This is a genomic window from Thiohalomonas denitrificans (assembly GCF_016841685.1).
Lineage (GTDB): Bacteria > Pseudomonadota > Gammaproteobacteria > Thiohalomonadales > Thiohalomonadaceae > Thiohalomonas > Thiohalomonas denitrificans_A.
The window spans coordinates 48,859-68,965 of record NZ_JAENYR010000011.1 but is presented as its reverse complement, the minus strand read 5'-3'; the positions used below and the strand labels follow the sequence as shown (position 1 = coordinate 68,965).

The following is a 20,107-nucleotide window of genomic DNA, read 5'->3' as shown; positions in this document are numbered from 1 at the left end:
GAGCCACAGCGACGCGGCAATCCGGGGTTTGGGAGCAGGAGATTACTTCGTCGCCAGGGCTCCTCGTAATGACAGCGGGGGGGAAGTTCATCAGGAGGAGCCTCAGCGACGCGGCAGTCTCGCTGTTAGGACACCACATTACTTCGTCGCCGGGGCTCGGCTTTGGCATCCTGCGTCGCTCTACCACCTACATCCATGTATGCGTCCTTGTAAGGACAGCGGGGGCAAGTTCATCAGGAGCCGTACCCCCTACTGAGCGGGCCCGACTCACTGAAAGACTGGTAACCACGGGGTAAAACCGGTTGTTCGGGTGTTTTCCCCCGTGGTCCCCGTGTCCCCCGTGGCTGGAAAGGGCCTCCGTCACTTGTAACCCATCCCCATTCCTTTTAATTCCTGACTGTTTGACTCAGGTCAATGCGGCGCTGTACGGTTTGCGCGCTAATAGGGGCGTTGGTCGAACAGGAGTGGATATGAATACCGCCGTTGCAACCGAACGCCGCCTGCCGGGTGACTTGGCTATCTGGTTCTTCATCTTTGCCGAACTGCTGGTCTTCGGGGTGCTGTTCCTCAGTTATGCCTTTTCCAGGAACGGCGATGTGGCGCTTTTCAACGCCTCCCAGCTTACGCTCGACCGCGTCGGCGGGATGTTCAATACCCTGGCGCTGATCACCAGCAGCTATTTCGTGGTGCGGGCCGTGGTTTCCATTCGGGCCGACCGCTCGGATGCCTGTGCACGCTGGCTAATCGCCGCAATGGGCATGGGCGGGCTTTTTCTGGCGATTAAAACGGCAGAATTTGCCGGCAAGTTCGCCGCCGGCATTGGTCTTTCCACCAACACCTTTTACATGTTTTATCTCTTGATGACGTTCTTCCACTACATGCACGTCATCCTGGGAATGTTGATCCTTGGGTATATCCTCCTGAAGACCCGCAACGGCGGTTATTCGTCCGCCGAACACACCGGCATTGAGAGTGGCGCCTCCTACTGGCACATGGTGGATCTTGTGTGGATTGTGCTGTTTCCGCTGGTCTACGTGATCCGCTGATGGCGACGCCTGGGGTATACGCAAGGACCAGCCCTCCTTTGAGGTACTCCGCAAATCGTATATCGCCCTACGTACGGGCCGCCCAAAATGAACCCGTGCGCGGCAAGGCTGAAGAGAGTGTTCTCATGAAAACAGACCCGACCGCCGTCAGAGCCCTCACTGTAATATGGCTGCTGCTCGTTGCATTAACGCTGATGACGTTTACCGTCGGTGAAATGCAGTTGACTGGACCGGCGGCGGTCTCTTTCGTACTCGCCATGACGCTGCTCAAGAGTCAATTGGTGGCCAGTTGGTTCATGGGCCTGCGCCGCGCCCCGATACTGTTCCGGGCAATCATGACCGGCTATCTCGTCGTGGTGACAGCATTCATTATCATTGCCTACCTTGTGGGCCTCGAATAGGAGATCAGCCGTGACTGCCGAAGCAAAGCGTGCCGCGTTCCAGGAGTTGCCTTTCTATTCCCCTCAGGGTCAGGAGGTCGCACTCTTCGAGAACGCCTACCAACACCAGCTGCCGGTGCTCATCAAGGGCCCGACCGGTTGCGGCAAGACTCGTTTTATTCGTCATATGGCAGCGAGACTCGGTCGACCGCTGTATACTGTTGCATGCCACGACGACCTGACCGCCGCCGACCTGATCGGCCGGCACCTGATTGGCGACGGCACCACCTACTGGGCCGATGGTCCCCTGACCCGCGCCGTGCGTGAAGGGGCGATCTGCTATCTGGACGAGGTGGTCGAGGCTCGCAAGGACACCACGGTGGTGCTGCATCCGCTTTCGGATGACCGGCGTACGCTGCCCATCGAACGCACCGGAGAGGTCCTCCAGGCGCCGCCGGAGTTCATGCTGGTGGTTTCCTACAATCCCGGTTACCAGAATCTGCTGAAAGGCATGAAGCCGAGTACGCGGCAGCGTTTCGTGGGGATGAGTTTCGACTACCCGCGTCCCGAGACCGAGCGGCAGGTGGTAATGGGGGAGTCGGGTGTAAAGGCCGCTACTGCCGAGCGGCTGGTGGCACTGGCCCGAGGGTTGCGCGCCCTCAAGGACCACGATCTGGAGGAGTCCGCCTCGACGCGGCTTCTGGTCTACGCGGGCACCCTGATTAAAAACGGTTTCGATCCGGTGGAGGCCTGCAGGGCAGCTATTGTGGAACCCCTTACCGACGACCCGGAAACCGCAGACGCCCTCATGGAAGTCGTATGCGCGGTTTTCGGCTAGCATTCATTGAGAATCGGAGACGAAATGGAAGCAGCCGAAGTGACAGATATTCCCGGGCAGCGACTGGCCATTATCGCCGAGGCGCTCTACCTGGTGAACCTGCTGCTGTTACCGGCTGTGGGATGCATCATCCTGTTCTGGGTCTATCTGCGCACCTATTCCGATGCCTCGCCGCTGGCCCGCAGCCATCTGGCACAGACCGTGCGCGCGACCATGTGGGCCGCTCTACTGTTGATCTGGGTGACCATTCTCATCCTTGCGGCGGGGAACTGGGCCACGCCGGCCGCCTGGACCGTGGCATTGCTGCATTTCCTCACCGTGCACACCTTTCTGGTGCTGTTGGGCGTAATAGGACTGGCCAAGGCGATGGCCGGCAAATCGTATCGTTTTCCCCTGGTGGGAGTTCCCTGTGACTAGTGTCCCGTTGCGGACTCCATCCCTGGAGTCCGCTTTTCGGCTGTCCGAATCCGCTCCCGGCAGACTCGTGCAGCGCTTGAAAAGGGAGCAACCATTGTCTGCGCGCTGCGCCTTGTCCTGACACTTTTGGGGGGCTCTGAAAGTGCCATTTAGTATGAAACAGTACACCAGGGAGACACTGCGGCTGTGGTTGCGGTCCGCATTCTTTGTACTGTTTGTGCTGGCCCCCCCTCTGGATCTCTTTCGGTTCGACCTGACCCTCGGACACCTCTTCCTTTTTGGCTATGACTGGACCCTGGGTATTGATCGCTTTGCCGCCGGCGAGATCGGCGCCGGGGCGGTAGCCGTCCAGCTTGCCTTGCGCGGCCTGCTTCCGATTGTCCTGGTGGTCGGGGGCGTGATCTGGGTCTCCTGGAAATATGGACGGCTCTATTGCGGCTGGCTCTGCCCGCACTTCTCGGTGGTGGAAACCATCAATGCACTGATGCGGCGCGCCATTGGCAAGCTCAGCGTGTGGGACAAGCGGCGGCTGCCCGAAACCCTGCCGGATGGAAGGCAAATCCGTCCCTCGCGGGTGTGGTGGATTCCCACGCTGCTTGCCGTGGTCGGCTTTGCCTTCTTATGGGCGACCGCTCTGCTGACCTACCTGCTGCCGCCGACTGAGGTCTACGGCAATCTGGCCAGCTTGCAGCCGACCCGCAATCAGGCACTTTTCATCGGCATCGGCACTCTGCTGTTCAGCATCGAATTCCTCTATGCACGCCACCTGTTCTGCCGTTTCGGCTGTGCTGTAGGTCTCTTCCAGAGTCTCGCCTGGATGGACAACAAAAAGGCCATGGTAGTCGGCTTCGACCGCCAGCGCGTCAAGGCATGCACCGACTGCGACAACGCTTGTGACAACGCCTGCCCGATGCGTTTGAAGCCCCGCTCCATCAAGCGGCGGATGTTTACCTGTGCCCAGTGCGCACGCTGTCTGCAGGCCTGCGACCAGGTCATGGGCTCTCCCCGGGAGAGCCTTTTGCACTGGGTGAGCGGCGCCGATGCCCTGGATGTCTCCGATCGTGAATTCGGACGCTCGAAAGGCAAGACAAAAGATTCCGGGACGCCGGGAACACGATCTTCTCGCTGGTCCAATACTGACGGTGATCATCTCCTCTGCGGGCTCTGCGACTCCGCCAACTCCCCGTAACCGAAGGTGCGCGACTGATGGAAGAGTGGGTCGGAAAAAAATGGCATCGCTGGATCACCAGCACTGCCGAGCAGGACCACGCCCAGGCGGCGGTGACGCTCGAAGAGATACGCGTGACCCTGGCGGTACTGTTCCGGGCCTTTGGCGGCGACGGTGGTCTGAAGATCGAGGCGGCCTCCGGTACCGAGCATGGTGCGCGTCGACGTTTTCTGCAGAAGGTCGCCGGCACGGGGCGTGCGGTGCCGCTCGCATGGCGGGACGAATCCACCCTGCGCCTGCCGGACCGCATCGACCTCTTTGCCGAGCGGGAACGCAATCGTGATCTCTACCTCTGGCTGGCCGCACTGGCTGCCGGCGAGGAGTCGCCGGGTTTGCCCCTTCCCTGGGTGGCGCGAAATCAGGCCCTGACCCGCATCGCCCTCGCGCGGTTCCCCGGTCTCCGCGAGCGCTATGGCCAATTGGTCGCTGCGCTTCAGGCGCTTCGTCCCGATCCGGATGCGCTCCCCGATGGTGAGGCGGCCCAGGAGCGGGTGATCCGCGCCGCACTCTCCGATCCCGACCACACGCTTGAACTGCCCTGGGCCGCACGTCCGCCTCAGCCGGTTCACCTCTGGTTGCATCCCTCGCCCCCTCTGTTGAGAGCGGTCCGATGCTCTTCCGAGCAGGACGCACCGGACGGTTCGCCTTCGGGCGAAAGCAAGGAACCGGAAAAGAAACAGCGCCGCCGTGCCGAGCGGACGGACATGCCTGATGGAGAGGATGGTCTGGTGGCGATACGTATGGATGCCATCCTCAGCTGGGCAGAGTTCATGAATGTCGACCGCACCACCGACGACGATGATGAGGACGCCGAGAAAGCCGCCGAGGATATGGACGTGATGAGTGTGTCTCGTGACTCGCAACCGTCGGTGAAACGACTGCGATTCGATCTGGACATGCCGGCCGCCGAATACGACGACCTGCCCCTCAGCGAAGGCGTTACCTTGCCCGAGTGGGATTACCGGAAACGCGAACTGCAACCCGACCGCTGCTGTATTCTGCCCATGGAAGCTCGCCACTTGGGGGCGCCCGAGTTGCCAAGCCATCTTCGCCGCACGGCGAAACGTCTGCGCAACCAGTTTCAGGCACTGGTGCAGACCCGGATCTGGGAGCGCGGCCTGGCCGATGGATCCGAGGTGGACCTGGATGCCTACCTGCATTTCACCACCGAAAAAATGAGTGGCCATGTTGCTGCAGGCGACAATCTGTACCGGGAGTTTCGCAACGGCAACCGTGACCTGGCGTGCCTGCTGCTGGCCGATCTCTCGCTCTCGACCGACGCGGCGGTCAATGATGACGATCGGGTCATCGATGTTATCCGCGACAGCCTGCATCTGTTCACCGAAGCTCTCTCGGCCACCGGCGATCGGTTTGCCATTCACGGCTTCTCCTCGAAGCGTCGTGATCAGGTTCGGGTTCACAAGCTCAAGGGGTTCGATGAGCGCCCTGATGATCGCGTCAGGGGTCGAATCAATGCCATCAAACCCGGTTACTATACCCGCATGGGGGCAGCGATCCGTTACAGCGCCGACCTGCTTTCACGCCAGAGCGCAAGCCGGCAGTTGCTGTTGATCCTTACCGACGGAAAGCCGAACGACCTGGATAAATACGAAGGCCGTTACGGTATCGAGGATACCCGGGAGGCGGTGCGCGAGGCCCGTAAAAAAGGGCTGTTTCCGTTCTGTGTGACTATCGACCGCGAAGGGGGTGAGTACCTGCCCCATCTGTTCGGTCCGGACAGCTTCATCGTCATCCGCCGACCGGAAGAATTGCCGAAACACCTGCCCCTGCTCTACGCCCGTCTGACCGCCTCCTAACCCGGAAAATTCACGAATTCACCGCAAAGCTTCCGCTCCTGCTCACGCCCCTCACCTACATCCATGTAGGCGAAGACGCCAAGAGCGCAAAGATTCAATTGCTTATCGGCATACATAACCGAAAAACAACGGAAACGGCAGAACCGCGGCGATAATGCAGGATGCATTGCAACTAAAGCTTTGCGTCCTTGCGGTGAACAATCCGGGCTCAATACGTGTTTCGCGACAACGGCCCGGCCGGCGGCTTGCGCCGCTCCTGCGCCCACGGACTTGCGTGGAACCGGATCTGTTCGGTGCCGACCTTCGGCTGGCTCGCTATACTCGCTGGCAAAACCGGAGGCCACGGAATGGCGGGTCGCAAGGGCAAGGGAAAGCACACCGTACTCAAGGGTGTCGCGGCGTTTCTGCTGCTGACAGCGGCCGCGATCGTTGCCCTCATGCTGCTGATCGACGATGCGGACGTAGCCCGATTCGCCGAATCCCGGGTCGAGGAAGCGACGGGGCGCGCATTGGATATCGGTGATCTCGGGATCGACTGGGGATTGCCGACCCGCTTCAGGGTCTCGGACTTGCGCCTCGCGAACTCCGCCCGGGCGGAACAGCCGATGCTCGACATCGAACAGGCGAGGGTGACTATCGGACTATTACCGCTGCTTCGTGGCAAGGTCTTGCTGACCGATCTCCGAATCGACGAGGGGGTCCTGCGATTGACCCGTTCCGCGGAGGGTGTCACAAACTGGACCTTTGCCGGGCAGGATGGGGAAAGAGGGGCCGAGCTGCCGGTCGTTACCGGCGCGCGACTGAGTGATGTCGTGATTGAATACCGCGATCACACCCGGGACAGTGAGCGGTCGCTCGTGCTTGCCGAAGCATACCTGTCGAGCTATGACGATCGCGCCACCCTCGATATTCGGGGTACCCTTGACGGATTGCCGCTGCTTGCCAGCGCAGAGGGTGGGGACGTTACCGATCTGCAGACCCCGGGCGCGCGTTTTCCGCTCCGCGGCGAACTGGTCATCGCCGAGACCCGGCTGGAGGTCGACGGTGTTTTGACGGGCCGCGGGAGCGGCCAGTTCTTCGATACACACGTGGAACTTAGCGGCCCCGATCTGGGGCGTCTTTTTCCTATCGCCGGGATACCGGCCCCGCCCACCCCGCCTTATGCCATGAGTGGCCAGCTGCAACGGGAGGGTGCGCGGTTTGTTCTTACGGAGTTGCAACTGCGGGTGGGGGAGTCGGATCTGGAGGGTCGCATCGGTGTGGATTTTTCGGTCCATCCTCCGCAATTGAAGGGGCACCTTGCCGGAGAGCGTCTGGCGCCGACAGACATCGGTATGTTCCTGGCCGAACCCGAGAAAGAGGAGGAGCGGACGGAGATATTGCCTCGGGCGCGTATTCCCGAACAGAGGCTGCGGGCCCTTGGAGTCGATATCGAGCTGAAGGCCGGCGTGTTGGAAACTCCCATCATCCCCCTCCGTAACCTGGAACTGCTTATCCGCTTGCAGGACGGCCGCCTCACCCTTGACCCTCTTCGGGTGCGCATCGCGGGCGGTCAGGTGAAGGGCCGTGTACGATTCGATGCGGTCGGCCTGTCGGGGATGGGGCTGAATCTGGAGCTGCACGGCATCCAACTGGCGAAGCTTCTGCCGAAAATGGAACCGGTGAAGGCCACGCAAATCGTCATCGGTGGCCGCGTGCGTCTGGAGGGTGACGGGCCCACGATCGCCTCCGCCATCGGACATGGGAACGGGCGAATTGAACTGGTCGGCACCGGTGGACGGCTGGACAGTATCCTGGTGGCGGCGGCCGGACTGGATATTGCCAAGTTCCTGCTGGTCCGCGGCGAAGACGCCAGCACGCCCATTCGCTGCGCCATGGCCCTCTTTGATGTCGAAAACGGGATCGCCAGGGCGGAGACCGCTGTCGTCGATACCGAAGCCGCCGTGCTGATTGCCGAGGGATTGATTAACCTGCGGAGCGAAACCTTCAATCTGGAGGTGGCCTCCCGCGCCAAGGAGCCGAGTCCGCTCTACCTGAATCGGCCGGTAACCGTTCAGGGACCGTTTCGTGACCCCTCTTTTGAGGCAGTTGGCGACCCTGTTCCGGAGATCCTTGGATCAGCGGCGCTGGCGGCACTCTTTGGACCTGCGGCGGCTCTGGTTCCCTTTATCGAGGCCGGAGGGGCCGATGCGCGTGATTGTCGGGCGTTGATTGAGATGGTGGAGGAGGCCGGTTGAGTCCTTGTCTTATGCCTGGCAGCCTGGTGAAAAGGACGTGCGGTTTGGGAATCACTCTCCATCAGCGTCGGATGTTGACGGGGATGCGCCGCGGTCTGGCGGCCGTCGTGCTGTTGCTGGGATCGCTCAATCCCGCAGCAGCCGATGTCGATGTAAGGGCGGTGCTGCGTGTCTGGCTGCAAAATGACCAGGTGCCTGCCGAGGTGGCCCGGTTGACGACCTTTTCTTCCTGGCACGGTGTCTATTCCGCACGCCGCTACACACCCTTGTGGTTCGATGGCCGCGGAATCAACCCGCGTGCCCGCGAATTCCTGACCTGGCTGGCCAACGAGCGCCACGGGCTCGATTATGCCCGCACGCCCTATATCCCTCTTGGTGAAGTCTCTTCCGAGCGTATCGCCGCAGTCGAACTGCAACTCACGCATGCCCTGCTGGTGACCGCCTCGGAACTCTACCGGGGGCAAACCGATCCCTACAGGGTCGACCCCTCCTGGCATTGGCAGCGGGATCGCCTGGCACCGGAGCGGATCATCGAGTTGCTCGATGGTCAATCGGTGGCGACGGTGCTGGACGGCCTGGCACCGCAGGCAGCCGGCTACCGTCATTTGCGCCGCGCCCTTCTGGACTATCGGGCCGTAGCCCGGATGGGTGGCTTCCATTATCTGCTTCCCGGGGCGACTCCGAACCTGAAGCGGGGCGATCGCCAGCCGCGGGTCCTCACGCTTCGCCGCCGCCTGGCGCAGAGCGGCGACCTCTCCCCGGCACAACATCCGGACCCGGGATATTTCGATGGGCAAGTCGAGGCGGGCGTACGGCGTTTTCAGGTGCGGCACGGACTCCAGGTGGATGGTCGGGTGGGCCCGGAAACCCGGGCGGCCCTGAATGTGCCGGTCGAGGAGCGGCTTGCACAGATCCGGGCCAGCCTGGAGCGCTGGCGCTGGATGCCGCGTACCGAGGCGCAGCGCTCCGTGGTGGTGAATGTCGCCGGTTTTCGTCTCTCTTTTTACGAAGCCGATCGTGAACAGTTGAGCATGCGCATCATTGTGGGTCGCGCGGAGGAGGAGTGGGAGACTCCGGCCTTTACCTCATCGATTCGCTACCTGGTTCTCAATCCCGGATGGGTGGTGCCGGAGGCGATTGCCCGTGATGAACTGCTGCCGCGTATGTTGTCGGACCCGGCCTATTTCGTTAGACAGGGCATTCAGGCGTTCAAGGAGGGGCGCCCGGTGGAGTTGACCCGGGACGATGTCCTGGCTGTCCTGCGACTGGACAGGGAGGAACCGTTCCCCTATGTCCTTGAGCAAGAGCCCGGAAGCCGCAACGCCCTCGGGCAGATCAAGCTGGTGCTGCCCAATCGCTTTGCCATCTATCTTCACGATACCCCCGACCGTCACCTGTTCGCGCGCCGCGACCGGGCGCTGAGCCACGGCTGCATCCGGCTGGAAAAACCTTTTCTCCTCGCCGGCGCACTGCTCGATGACACCTGGGGGAGCGGACGCCTGCTCGAAGCTGCGGAGACAGGGGCGTGGAAAAAGATAATCCTGCCGGAGCCGGTGCCGGTTTACTTTGTCTATCAGACCACCTGGGTCGATTCCGAAGGCCGGGTACAGTTCCGGGACGACATCTACGGTCGAAACCGGAAGCTCATAGCAGCTTTGCAGGGTGAACCATTCGGATTCATTACCAACGTGAACTGATTCGTTGACGCTGATCGTCATTTGCGGTTTGATTCCCCCTGAATCCGGATTAGAGGGGAAAAATGCCAAACCGTATCCAGCGGAATCGGGTGGACCGTGGCCGACGCGGTCTGCTGAAGGCCGCGGCCGCATGTGCGACGACGGTTATCACGCCACCGGTTTTTTCAGCCACGGCAATTTCGGCGCGCGAGGAAAACGTGCGGGAGTTGGCCTTCTATGGCCTGCATACCGGTGAATCCCTGCGTACGCCTTATTGGGAAGAGGGTCACTACCTTCCTGAGGCCCTCGAGGCCGTCGATTTTATCCTACGCGATCACCGCAGTAGCGAGGTCAAGCGCATCGACCCGGGACTGCTCGATCTGCTTTGGGCCATGCAGCAACGGGTTCCGGGGCAGGGGACCTTCCACGTGATCTCGGGTTACCGTTCCCCGAGCACCAACGAGGCACTGCGCGCTGCTTCAGGAGGTATCGCCAAGTACAGCCTGCATAAGGTGGGAAAGGCCATCGACATCCGCCTCCCGGGTACCCCGACCCGACGGCTCAAACAAGTCGCTGTGGTCCTGAAACGGGGCGGCGTGGGCTACTACCCGGAATCCGACTTCGTGCATGTGGACACCGGCCGCGTCCGCTACTGGTAGGGCGCATTCTCGACGTAGCACCTTCCTTCCCAAGCCGAAAGATTTCAGAGCACTCCACCCTCGCCTGGGGCACATTCAAATGCGCCGGCTCCGGTCGTTAGCGGAACGGTGCATTTGAAGAATGCACCCTACGTAGGGCGCATTCTGACGTGCCACCCGGTCTCCGTAGGGCGCATTCTTGACGTTGAAACTTCCTTTCCATAAAACCGATTAATTGTGAGAACGCACCAATCCCCGCCTGGGGCACATCCAAATGCGCCAGCTCCGCTCATAGCCGAAACGGTGCATTTAAAGAATGCACCCTACGGGACAAGGCGCATTCTCGGCGTACAACCCCGTCTCGGTAGGGCGCATTCTCGACGTTGCACCTTCTTCCATAAAACCGATCGATTTCCAGCGTGCACCACTCTCGCCCCGGGGCACATCCAAATGCGCCGTCTCCGACCTCTCCGGAACCGCACATTTGAAGAATGCACCCTACGCCAACCGTAACTCCGTTAGGGAGGCGCGTGCGTCACCTCCGTCAATGTCGGGGATGATCTCGATCTCCAGTGCCGTCATACCGTCGAGTTGAGTCTGTAACTCCTCCTCTTCACGTTCGGTGGTCGGCGGGCTGAAATTGTATTGCTGGCGGATAATCTCGCGGTAGGTGTGTCCGCCGCTGGTTGACCAGCGCACTGCGAACTCCTGCGTACGAGCGATGTCATGCTCCTCGAACACCAGGCGTATGCGCTGTACCCGTCGCGGTTCATCGAAGAGTAGCCGCACCGTTTGCGGTCCCGGCGCTTCGGCGCGCCAGCCGTCCCCTCCCGGTGGGGCCAGGGCGTTTTCGATCGGGTACTGCGGGTCCTCCGAAGTCAGCTCGGCACGCGCAATCCGTTCGAGGTCCAGCCAGCCTTCGGCCTCAGTCGATGAAGGGCGGGCCTGCCGATCGATAATACGTTTGCGCATGGGGCTCTCCTGTCGGTTATCGTTTCGAGTCTAGCAGCCCGTCGGACCGGAATAATCGACCCGGTACGCTCCTGCACTCTCCGGTTTTCATGTAGGTCGGCCTTCAGGCCGTCACCATGACGGGCTGAAGCCCGACCTACAGGTGCTTTGGCGTGAAACTTCAGGCAAGAGGGGCACAAAGGTACACGGCAACTGCCTGTCGGCTACTCAAGTCCCAACTGACGCCGGGCTGCGATGGTGATCGACTGGCGAACACCGCGATAGCCCCTCCACGGGTCTTCCTCCGGCCTCGTCAGCCGCTCGGCGATGTTGTGGACATTCCACTGATCCGGTCGGAGGGCGAGCGTCAGTTCGTCCCAGGCGATAGGTGTCGCCACCGGGGCGCCCGACCTGGCGCGGGTGCCATAGGGGGTAATGGCGGTTGCGCCCCGGGTGTTGCGCAAATAGTCGATAAACAGCTTGTCCCGCCTGGCCCGCTTCGAGGGGCTGACGGTATAGCGATGTGGAGCACCATTGACCAGACCCTCCGCTACCGCCTTGGCGAAGGCTTTCACTTCCCTCCATCCGTGCCGGCGGATGAGGGGCACCACCACGTGCAGGCCCTTGCCGCCGGTGGTCGTCAAAAAGGAGCTGAATCCGAGCTCCTGTAAACGCGAGCGGATCGCCAGCGCTGCGTCGACGACGGCCCGCCATTCAAGACCCTCATCGGGATCCAGGTCGAAAATCACCCGATCCGGGGCTTCGGTCCGGTCGGCGCGTGCGCCCCAGGTGTGGATCTCCAGTACACCCATCTGGACCAGACCAATCAGTCCTTCGAGGTCGTCCACGAACAGGTAGGCTTCCTTCCCTTCTTTCTCGGGGATCATTACACGCCGAATCGCCTTGGGGATGTTGCCCTCGGCGTGTTTCTGAAAAAAACACTCTTCATGGAGACCTTCGGGGCAGCGCAACAGGGTAAGAGGACGCCCGGCCAGCCAGGGCAAAATCCGGTCAGCCACCGTTTGATAGTAATGGGCAAGATCGCGCTTGGTCAGGCCCTGCCCCGGATAGAGTACCTTGTCCGGGTTGGAGAGCTTCAGGCCCTCGATGCGATCGTTCAGCAGGCGAGGAGAGGGTTGCTCCTGCGCAGGCGCAGTCGAGGAGGGCGAAAGCCGCTCTGGGGCCTCGCGTCGCACCTCGGTGGGGGGCTTGTCTTCTCTCAGTCCCTGATAGGAAGGGGTGCGCAATATTCCCTCGCGCGTCCATTCGGCGAACTGTACCTCGGCCACCAACTCGGGCCGCACCCAGTGCAGGTGGCGGCTGCTGCGTGGCAGACCCATCGTGAAGGGGGGCTCCGACTGCTCAAGCGGCCGAAGCCGGTCATGCAGGTCCCGCAGTGTCGCTTCGGTGAAGCCGGTTCCGACCTTTCCTACGTAGCGAAGGCTCCCGTTCTCATAGACCCCCAGAAGCAGCGCGCCTAGCCCCTTTCGGCCCCCCGTCGGATCGGTAAAGCCACCGATGACGAACTCCTGCTGAAGCAGACACTTGATCTTCCGCCAGTCGCCGCCGCGGCCGCTTCGATAAGGCGCGTCGACGCGCTTGGCCAGCGTACCCTCCAGTCCGTGGGCGCACGCCTGTTCATAGAAGACCGTTCCATGGCCGGTAATGTGATCGGCATAGCGAAGCAGAGAGGCGCCACTGCCGACCCGCTCCAGCATCCGCTTCAGGTCAAGTTTGCGCTCTTTCAGTGGCCGGTCGCGAAGGTCCAGTCCATCCAGGTAGAGCAGGTCGAACACGAAGTAGACCAGCTCCTCCTCATGCCCCTTGCTCAAGGCCTCCTGCAGCCCCTGAAAGCTGGTCCTTCCATCCGGGAGCAGGGTGCAGATCTCCCCGTCCAGCCAGGCGTTCTGGATCGGCAGGTCGGCCAGAGCCGCAGCGATCGAACCGAACTTGCCGGTCCAGTCCTTGCCGTTGCGGCTGATCAGCCGGACATTGCCGGCATCGAGGCGGGCGAGAATACGATAGCCGTCGAATTTGATTTCATGCAGCCACTGCTCCCCTTCGGGAGGGTTGTCGGTCAGCCGGGCGAGTTGGGCGTCCATCGCGGCTGGCAAAGGGACCGGTCTGCCCTCCATTTCGGGAAACAGCGCCCCGTGCCCTGAATCGGAGTGCCAGAGGTGGTCACGGCCCTGCGCAATTTGCTCCAGGCTGCGTCCGGACGCTACGCTTTGATTCTCTTCGGCGTCACTCCAGTAGCTCCCGGCCTCGTCATCATCGGACTTGATGAGCAGCCAGTTGCGGCTCTCCTTGCCGCCGGTACGGACCAGCGACCAGCGGCCCCTCAGTTTCTCTCCAGCGAGTCGAAAGCTGAGATGGCCCCGACGCCAGGCAGTCTCGGCATCACCTTCCGGCTGCCAGCTGCCGCGATCCCAGAGCAGGACCGTGCCGGCACCGTATTCTCCCTTGGAGATCACGCCCTCGAAGTCACCGTAATCGAGGGGATGATCTTCCGTTTCCACTGCCAGACGCCTGTCGGACGGATTGGGACTCGGTCCCTTGGGGACCGCCCAGCTCTTCAGTACGTCTCCAATCTGCAGACGAAAGTCGTAGTGCAGTCGCCGCGCCGCATGTTTCTGAACCACGAACAGCGGACCTTCGCCGCCCGAAGTGGGCTCTTCTCCACCCGGCTCCGGCGTGCGTTCGAAATTCCGTTTGTGGCGATATTTTTCCAGTGCCATGGTCAGATTGGATAGCAAGGGAAGATTGGCAGGATCTCTCCTGTCACTGCGAGCCGTCCTGCTGCGCAGGCCTGAATCAATGAAGAAAGTTGTCATTGCGAGCCGTACCCGCCGCTGCGCGGCCCCGAATCAATGACGAACTCTTAGGTGTCATTGCGAGGAGCCCCAGCGACGCGGCAATCTCGATGTTGCGGAGTACCAGACTGCTTCGTCGCTGGGGCTCCTCGCAGTGACAGAAGCGGAAGTTCTTCAGGAGGAGCCTCGGCGACGCGGCAATCCCGGTGTTGGCAGGAGAGATTACTTCGTCGCTTAGGCTCCTCGTAATGACAGCAGAGGCAAGTTCTTCAGGAGGAGCCCCAGCGATGCGGCAGTTTCGCTGTTTGCGACACAAGATTATTCGTGGCCTCCGGCTCTTCCTGAAGAACTAACGATTCACCCCTTGAATTTCGAACCACGGAGCGCACGGCGGAGAAAAAGCCGAACACCTTGTTTTACCCCGTGGTCCCCGTGGTTACCAGTTCATCACCGATTCGGGGCTGCGGAGCGGCAGGTGGACTCGCTCTCAGGCCCGTTTTCGGGGTCGTTTGGGTGCGGTTTTCTTGCCGCGCTCCTTCTCCGTCTCCTCGACGCTCTTTTTGAGCAGAGACATGAGGTCGACGACCTCGGCACGGCGGCGTTCGGGAGGGGGTGGTCCGATACCGATCTCGTGGGTCTTGCCGGTGCGAACCTTTTCGTCGATCAGGCGCAGGATATCTTCCCGGAAATCGTCATGGTACTTCTCCGGCTGCCATTCGCCGGCCATGCCCTCGACCAGCCGTTCGGCCATCTCGATCTCTCGGTCGGATACGCCGTAAGCCTCCATGTCTTCGGCCGGCAGGTTGAAATCGCCCGGTTTACGCAGCTCGTAATCGTAGCGCAGCATCTCCAGGACCAATGCGTTTTCCACCGGCACCAGGGCTGCCAGATACTGACGGGTCCGCAGTACCACCCGCGCGATCCCCACCTTCCCGGTGCGCCGGAGTGTCTCCCGCAGGAGGATGTAACCCTTCTCCGCACGCTTCTGCGGCTCCAGGTAATAGGGCTTATCGAAGTACATGAGCGGAATGCCGTCGCCCTCGACAAAATCGATGATCTCTACGGTCTGGGTCGCTTCGGGATTGGCCTGTTTGAGTTCGTCGTCGGAGACAAGGACGTACTCGCCCTTCTCGTATTCGTAGCCCTTGACGATCTCACCCCGGGGTACCTCTTCGCCGGTGTTTTTGTTCACCAGCCGGTACCCGATCGGAGAGAGGTTGCGTTTGTCCAGCTGATGAAAATGGATATCGTCCCGCTGTTCGCCCGAGTAGAGGGAGACCGGGACATTGACCAGGCCGAAGCTGATGCTGCCTTTCCAGATTACCCGTGACATCACGAATCCTCCCGCTGCGGCTCGCAGCAGCCCGCGCACTGGACCGGTTCAACATACGGCTCATGCAGTTCACCACACCGTTCACAGGCGATCAGCGGCGGCGTCCCGGTATATCGACACCCCTGTGCCTTACAGGCCGGGTCATCACACCACCCGCAATGGTAAGGGCATACCCTCATTGCACACTCGCCTCGCCTGGTTTCCTTTCGGTAAGGATAGTTCGGACGGCGCCGGATGCAGCCGTGAGTCGGGGCCCGAGGCCCGAGGCCCGCGGGCAGTCCCTTGGGCGGGTGCGTGTCCAGCGTTTAGGGTCCGGCTACGTTATAATAGCGTCTCCTTCAATGCTGATCCGACATGACCCAACCCGAACCGTGTTCAAGCCTCTGCCGTCGTTGCGGGATCCGCGACAGCGTCCTCTTCGGCAGTCTCGATGACAGGGATCTGCTGCTCATCCAGAACGCCATCGATGAGGGAGGCCCGAACCGGGCATCACTCCCTGGCGGCTAACATTGAAACAGCGGGGGCGCTCGGCGCTTTCCCCTCTTTACCCATTCCTGGAGCAACGAAATGAAGATCGCAGTGACCAGTCAGAACTTTCGCACCGTCACCGGGCACGCCGGTAAAACACGGCGGTTCCTGGTCTATGATTCCCAAGTGGAAGGCGAACCCGACGAGATACAGCGTATCGATCTTCCCAAGGGCATGGCCTTTCACGACTACCACGGAGATGACCCGCACCCCGTCGATGTGGCCGACGTGATCATCACCGGCGGCTGCGGTCAGGGTTTTGTGAACCGCATGGCCGCGCGCGGCATTCGTGTGGTCGCGACCTCCGAGACCGACCCGATGAGGGCCGTCAAGGCCATCGTCCATGGTGAACCGCTACCACCGCCTGAGCCGCACGCGCATTGATCCGAAAAAATGCGGAGCTCGTAAAAGAGGCAGGGCCCCTTTGCGAACTCCGCGTTAGCGCTCCCGCTTTCAGGTCGTAGCACTTGATACGCATTTCAAAATGGGATTCACCGGCTTCCCTTCTCTCTCGGGCACCATTTCGGCACACCTATTTCACCAGACTACTTCTTGAGCCGGGTCACGCCCATTGCCAATAAATCAACCGATCGAAGTGTCGCGCAGAAAACTACGGGGCAGCGAAAATCCAGAGACTCCCACCGATCATGAAGAGCCATCCGACCCCCGGGTGAAATGCTGCGCGCCAGAGGCCTATGCGGGGAACAAATCCGACTCCGTGAATAAAGCCAGCAGCGATACCCCACAGCAACAGCATCAAGGCGCCGTGGCGGATCGCGCCGGCGGTCTCGGCAATCGCGCGCGGGAAGACGAGAACGAGGCCGCTCAGCGCAATGGCCATTAGCAGAGACCCCGTTCGGGCCCAGAGGGGATTGGGGTAAGGGACGCGGCTGCGGCCGCGCCCCCGCTCAGGGGAATTCATCATATCGGGCTTAGTCCGGTTCGGAACCGGCGAGTTCGGACTCCAGCCACATGACGTTCAGCGCCCCCAGGGTCAACGCCAGCAAAACCCCGAGAATCCAGGCGAAATACCACATTTCAAACCTCCTGATGGGCCGCGGTGCCGCGAAAGGCTGCCGTCGCTTTGCACCTCCGCGGCACCGTTTTGGTTGAGTTAGTAAGCGTCATAGTTGTGCTCGCGGATGAACTCCACGGTGGTTCTTCCCCACAGCGCCCTGTAACACCAGACGGTGTAGGCCAGGATGATGGGCACAAAGATCACCGCGGCCCAGAACATTACCGTCAGCGTCAGATGACTGGAGGGGGCATCCCACATCGTCAGCGAAACATCGGGTACGGTGATGGAGGGCATGATGAACGGGAACATGGAGAAGCCCGCCGTGAAAATGATGCCCGACATCGAAGCCGCGCTGGAGGTGAATGCCAGACCCGGACGCTTGGCGCCCGCCATCAGGATCGCCCCCAGTGCACCGACAAAACCCAGCATCGGCGCGAGGATCATCCAGGGATAACGACCGTAGTTGGCCATCCAGGCCCCTTCCGCCTGCACCACCTCTTTGGCCAGCGGATTCGGCAGCGCATCGGTGGCCGGCATGGAGACGATCTCGTAGCCGGGAATCCCCAGGGCCAGCCAGATGCCGGCAACACCAAAGGAGACGATCACCGCCGAACCGGCCACCATCACCGTCTTGCGGGCACGGGCCTCGATGGGTTGGCCCGCACGCAGTTGCAGCCAGGTGGCGCCGTGCATGATTAGCATCGACAGGCTCACGACACCCGCCAGCAGCGCGAAGGGACGCAGCAACCCGAAGAATGAACCGGTGTAGGTGGGCCGCAAAAACGTGTCGTACTCGAACGGCACGCCCAGGATCAGGTTGCCGAAGGCCACCCCGAACAGCAGGGCCGGCACTGCGCCGCCCACGAATAGGCCCCAGTCCCAGGCGCTGCGCCATCGCGGGTCCTCCACCTTGGAGCGATAATCAAAACCCACCGGCCGGAAGAACAGCGCGAACAGCACCAGCAGCATGGCAACATAGAAGCCCGAGAAAGCCGCCGCGTACACCGCCGGCCAGGCCGCGAAAATAGCCCCTCCGGCGGTGATGAACCACACCTGGTTGCCGTCCCAGTGCGGGCCGAGCGTATTGATAATCACCCGGCGCTCCTCATCGCTCCGGCCCAGGAACGGCAGCAGTGCACCGGCACCCATGTCGAAGCCGTCAGTGATGACGAAGCCGATCAGCAGCACGCCGACCAGCAGCCACCACACCAGTTTCAATGTCTCGTAATCCAGAATCATTGTTCAGACCTCGTTATTGGACGCGGAGGTCGCAAAGAGAACTCGTTCAACGCGGCGTGCTCTGCGCCTCTGCGCTCTTTGCGTTTATTCCACATGCGTTTGCATTGGCTGCGGGATCAGACCGGCGCCGCCGCCCATCGGTGCTGCCGCCGCTCCGACCTCGAAGTGGTAGCGACCGGTGTGCAGCGCGGAGGGACCGAGGCGGGCGTACTTGAACATCAGGTACATCTCGATCACGAGCAGCAGGGTGTAGAAGCCGATGAATCCGGCCAGGGAGAACCACAGGTCGCCCGTTCCCAGGGTGGAGGTGGATAGGTGGGTCGGCAGCACCTCGCCGATGGACCAGGGCTGGCGCCCATACTCGGCCACGAACCAGCCGAGCTCACAGGAGATCCAGGGCAGCGGGATGCTGTAGAGCGCCGCCTTTAGCAGCCACTGTTTGCGGCCGGCATCGCGCTTGGCGCAGTAGAGGAAGGAGAGCCCGAACAGGAGGATGAACCAGAAGCCCAATGCCACCATGAGGCGGAAGCTCCAGAACAGCGGTGCCACCTGCGGGATGGTGTCGTCCACGGCCATGAGGATCTGCTTTTCCGTGGCATCCACCACCTCCGGCGTGTACTTCTTCAGCAGCAGTCCGTACCCCAAGTCGTCCTTGATCGCGTTGAAGCGCGCTTTGGTGGCCTCATCGGTCTGCCCACTGCGCAGCTTCTGCAGCAGGCCGTACGCCTCCATGCCGTTGCGAATGCGGGACTCATGCTGCACCTTGAGGTCCTTCAGGCCGGTTACCTCTTCATCGACCGAGCGGGTGGCGATGAGGCCGAGGGCCCAAGGAATTTTCACCGAGTAGTCGGTGGTCTCGTTCTCCTGGTCGGGGATGCCGAACAGGGTAAAGCCGGCCGGTGCCTCCTGGGTCTCCCACTCGGATTCAATGGCGGCCAGCTTCACCTTCTGGACATCGCCCAGCTCGTAGCCGGACTCGTCGCCCAGGATCACCACCGAGAGGGAGGAGGCGAGCCCGAAGGCGGCGGCCACCGCAAACGAGCGCCTGGCGAACTCCAGATCCCGCCCCTTGAGCATGTAATAGGCGGAGATACCCAGCACGAACAGCGCGCCGGTGACGTAGCCTGCCGAAACGGTATGCACGAACTTGACCTGCGCCACCGGATTGAGCAGCACCTCGGCAAAGGAGGTCATCTCCATGCGCATGGTCTCGAAGGAGAACTCCGAACCGACCGGGTTCTGCATCCAGCCGTTGGCCACCAAAATCCATAGCGCGGACATATTGGAGGCGAAGGCCGTCAGGAAGGTGACCATCAGATGCTGGCGCCGCGAAAGCCGCTCCCAGCCGAAGAAGAACAGGCCGATGAAGGTGGACTCCAGAAAGAAGGCCATCAGCCCTTCAATGGCCAGCGGGGCACCGAAGATATCACCCACATAGTGGGAGTAGTAGGCCCAGTTGGTGCCGAACTGGAACTCCATGGTGATGCCGGTGGTGACCCCCAGCGCAAAGTTGATACCAAACAACTTGCCCCAGAATTTGGTCATATCCTTGTAGATGGTTTTGCCGGTCATCACATAGACCGACTCCATGATCACCAGGATAAAGGACAGCCCAAGGGTCAACGGGACGAACAGGAAGTGGTACATCGCCGTGATTGCAAACTGCAATCGCGACAGGTCGACGACATCTGCACCAATCATGCCGGGTTACCTCTGATTATATGCATGGTGGAGTGGACTGCTGTTGGGCTTGCGCGGAGCTCGGTAGCCGGTCCCTTTTCAATGCGATCGATTTCCGTGATCGGGAGCCGCGGTTCCGATGCTCCACGGAAAAAGGCAAACCAGAGTGCGGTGATGAAAGCGAGTTTCAACAGCAGCACCACCGTGATTTCCTTCACCAGCGGATTGCTGAACATAAGGTCCTCCCGAAGAGCGAAACGGCCGGACA

19 protein-coding genes are annotated in these 20,107 nt (G+C 61.3%); 11 read left to right on the top strand and 8 right to left on the bottom strand.

All coding sequences use genetic code 11. The annotated features are described in order from the left end of the window. Positions 1 to 470 precede the first annotated feature (470 nt). The 9 genes from Q7L05_RS04005 to Q7L05_RS03965 all read left to right on the top strand — a co-directional run bounded on the left by Q7L05_RS04005 (position 471) and on the right by Q7L05_RS03965 (position 10,298). Entirely contained in the window at positions 471 to 1,046 is a 576-nt protein-coding gene (locus Q7L05_RS04005; protein WP_303902283.1) for a cytochrome c oxidase subunit 3 family protein, read from the top strand. A gap of 125 nt (positions 1,047 to 1,171) precedes the next feature. Then, a complete protein-coding gene (locus Q7L05_RS04000) occupies positions 1,172 to 1,447 on the top strand; it encodes a cytochrome C oxidase subunit IV family protein (protein ID WP_303902280.1) in 276 nt (91 codons plus the stop codon). Positions 1,448 to 1,457: 10 nt separating this feature from the next. Further along, positions 1,458 to 2,264 (top strand): CbbQ/NirQ/NorQ/GpvN family protein, encoded by an 807-nt coding sequence (locus Q7L05_RS03995; protein WP_303902277.1) that lies wholly within the window; start codon positions 1,458 to 1,460, stop codon positions 2,262 to 2,264. A gap of 24 nt (positions 2,265 to 2,288) precedes the next feature. Next, positions 2,289 to 2,681 carry a hypothetical protein gene (locus Q7L05_RS03990; protein WP_303902274.1) on the top strand — a complete coding sequence of 131 codons (393 nt, stop codon included), beginning with the start codon at positions 2,289 to 2,291 and terminating at the stop codon, positions 2,679 to 2,681. A gap of 154 nt (positions 2,682 to 2,835) precedes the next feature. Next, entirely contained in the window at positions 2,836 to 3,870 is a 1,035-nt protein-coding gene (locus tag Q7L05_RS03985) for a 4Fe-4S binding protein (protein WP_303902271.1), read from the top strand. 17 nt (positions 3,871 to 3,887) lie between these two features. Then, positions 3,888 to 5,726, top strand: coding sequence for a nitric oxide reductase activation protein NorD (locus tag Q7L05_RS03980; RefSeq protein WP_303902268.1), 1,839 nt, complete (start codon positions 3,888 to 3,890; stop codon positions 5,724 to 5,726). Between the two features lie 215 nt (positions 5,727 to 5,941). Then, positions 5,942 to 7,963 carry an AsmA family protein gene (locus tag Q7L05_RS03975; RefSeq protein WP_303902265.1) on the top strand — a complete coding sequence of 674 codons (2,022 nt, stop codon included), beginning with the start codon at positions 5,942 to 5,944 and terminating at the stop codon, positions 7,961 to 7,963. Between the two features lie 44 nt (positions 7,964 to 8,007). Then, on the top strand, positions 8,008 to 9,660 hold the full coding sequence (locus Q7L05_RS03970; RefSeq protein ID WP_303902262.1) for a L,D-transpeptidase family protein: 1,653 nt from the start codon (positions 8,008 to 8,010) through the stop codon (positions 9,658 to 9,660). Between the two features lie 62 nt (positions 9,661 to 9,722). Next, on the top strand, positions 9,723 to 10,298 hold the full coding sequence (locus Q7L05_RS03965) for a DUF882 domain-containing protein (RefSeq protein WP_303902260.1): 576 nt from the start codon (positions 9,723 to 9,725) through the stop codon (positions 10,296 to 10,298). A gap of 477 nt (positions 10,299 to 10,775) precedes the next feature. Here Q7L05_RS03965 and Q7L05_RS03960 read toward each other — a convergent pair whose 3' ends face one another. The 3 genes from Q7L05_RS03960 to ku all read right to left on the bottom strand — a co-directional run bounded on the left by Q7L05_RS03960 (position 10,776) and on the right by ku (position 15,374). Further along, a complete protein-coding gene (locus Q7L05_RS03960; RefSeq protein WP_303902257.1) occupies positions 10,776 to 11,249 on the bottom strand; it encodes a hypothetical protein in 474 nt (157 codons plus the stop codon). A 203-nt stretch (positions 11,250 to 11,452) separates the two neighbouring features. Beyond that, positions 11,453 to 13,966, bottom strand: a complete 2,514-nt coding sequence (gene ligD, locus Q7L05_RS03955) for a DNA ligase D (RefSeq protein WP_303902254.1) — start codon at positions 13,964 to 13,966, stop codon at positions 11,453 to 11,455. Between the two features lie 562 nt (positions 13,967 to 14,528). After that, positions 14,529 to 15,374, bottom strand: a complete 846-nt coding sequence (gene ku, locus Q7L05_RS03950; RefSeq protein ID WP_303902252.1) for a non-homologous end joining protein Ku — start codon at positions 15,372 to 15,374, stop codon at positions 14,529 to 14,531. Between the two features lie 354 nt (positions 15,375 to 15,728). Between ku and Q7L05_RS03945 the strand changes: the two genes are divergently transcribed. Both Q7L05_RS03945 and Q7L05_RS03940 read left to right on the top strand, forming a co-directional pair. After that, positions 15,729 to 15,881 (top strand): hypothetical protein, encoded by a 153-nt coding sequence (locus Q7L05_RS03945; RefSeq protein ID WP_303902249.1) that lies wholly within the window; start codon positions 15,729 to 15,731, stop codon positions 15,879 to 15,881. 60 nt (positions 15,882 to 15,941) lie between these two features. Continuing rightward, positions 15,942 to 16,286: a NifB/NifX family molybdenum-iron cluster-binding protein gene (locus Q7L05_RS03940; protein WP_303902247.1), complete on the top strand. Its 345-nt coding sequence runs from the start codon at positions 15,942 to 15,944 to the stop codon at positions 16,284 to 16,286. A gap of 226 nt (positions 16,287 to 16,512) precedes the next feature. Here the strand turns inward: Q7L05_RS03940 and Q7L05_RS03935 are convergent, their stop codons facing one another. From Q7L05_RS03935 to cydP, 5 genes are all read right to left on the bottom strand, one after another. Further along, entirely contained in the window at positions 16,513 to 16,824 is a 312-nt protein-coding gene (locus Q7L05_RS03935) for a cyd operon YbgE family protein (RefSeq protein WP_303902294.1), read from the bottom strand. A 10-nt stretch (positions 16,825 to 16,834) separates the two neighbouring features. Then, positions 16,835 to 16,939 (bottom strand): cytochrome bd-I oxidase subunit CydX, encoded by a 105-nt coding sequence (gene cydX, locus Q7L05_RS03930; protein WP_303902244.1) that lies wholly within the window; start codon positions 16,937 to 16,939, stop codon positions 16,835 to 16,837. Positions 16,940 to 17,016: 77 nt separating this feature from the next. Next, a complete protein-coding gene (gene cydB / locus Q7L05_RS03925) occupies positions 17,017 to 18,159 on the bottom strand; it encodes a cytochrome d ubiquinol oxidase subunit II (protein ID WP_303902241.1) in 1,143 nt (380 codons plus the stop codon). 84 nt (positions 18,160 to 18,243) lie between these two features. Next, positions 18,244 to 19,860, bottom strand: coding sequence for a cytochrome ubiquinol oxidase subunit I (locus Q7L05_RS03920; protein ID WP_303902238.1), 1,617 nt, complete (start codon positions 19,858 to 19,860; stop codon positions 18,244 to 18,246). Continuing rightward, complete coding sequence (gene cydP / locus Q7L05_RS03915) at positions 19,857 to 20,075, bottom strand: cytochrome oxidase putative small subunit CydP (protein ID WP_303902235.1); 219 nt, start codon at positions 20,073 to 20,075, stop codon at positions 19,857 to 19,859. The genes Q7L05_RS03920 and cydP overlap by 4 nt, the downstream gene beginning before the upstream one ends. Positions 20,076 to 20,107 lie beyond the last annotated feature (32 nt).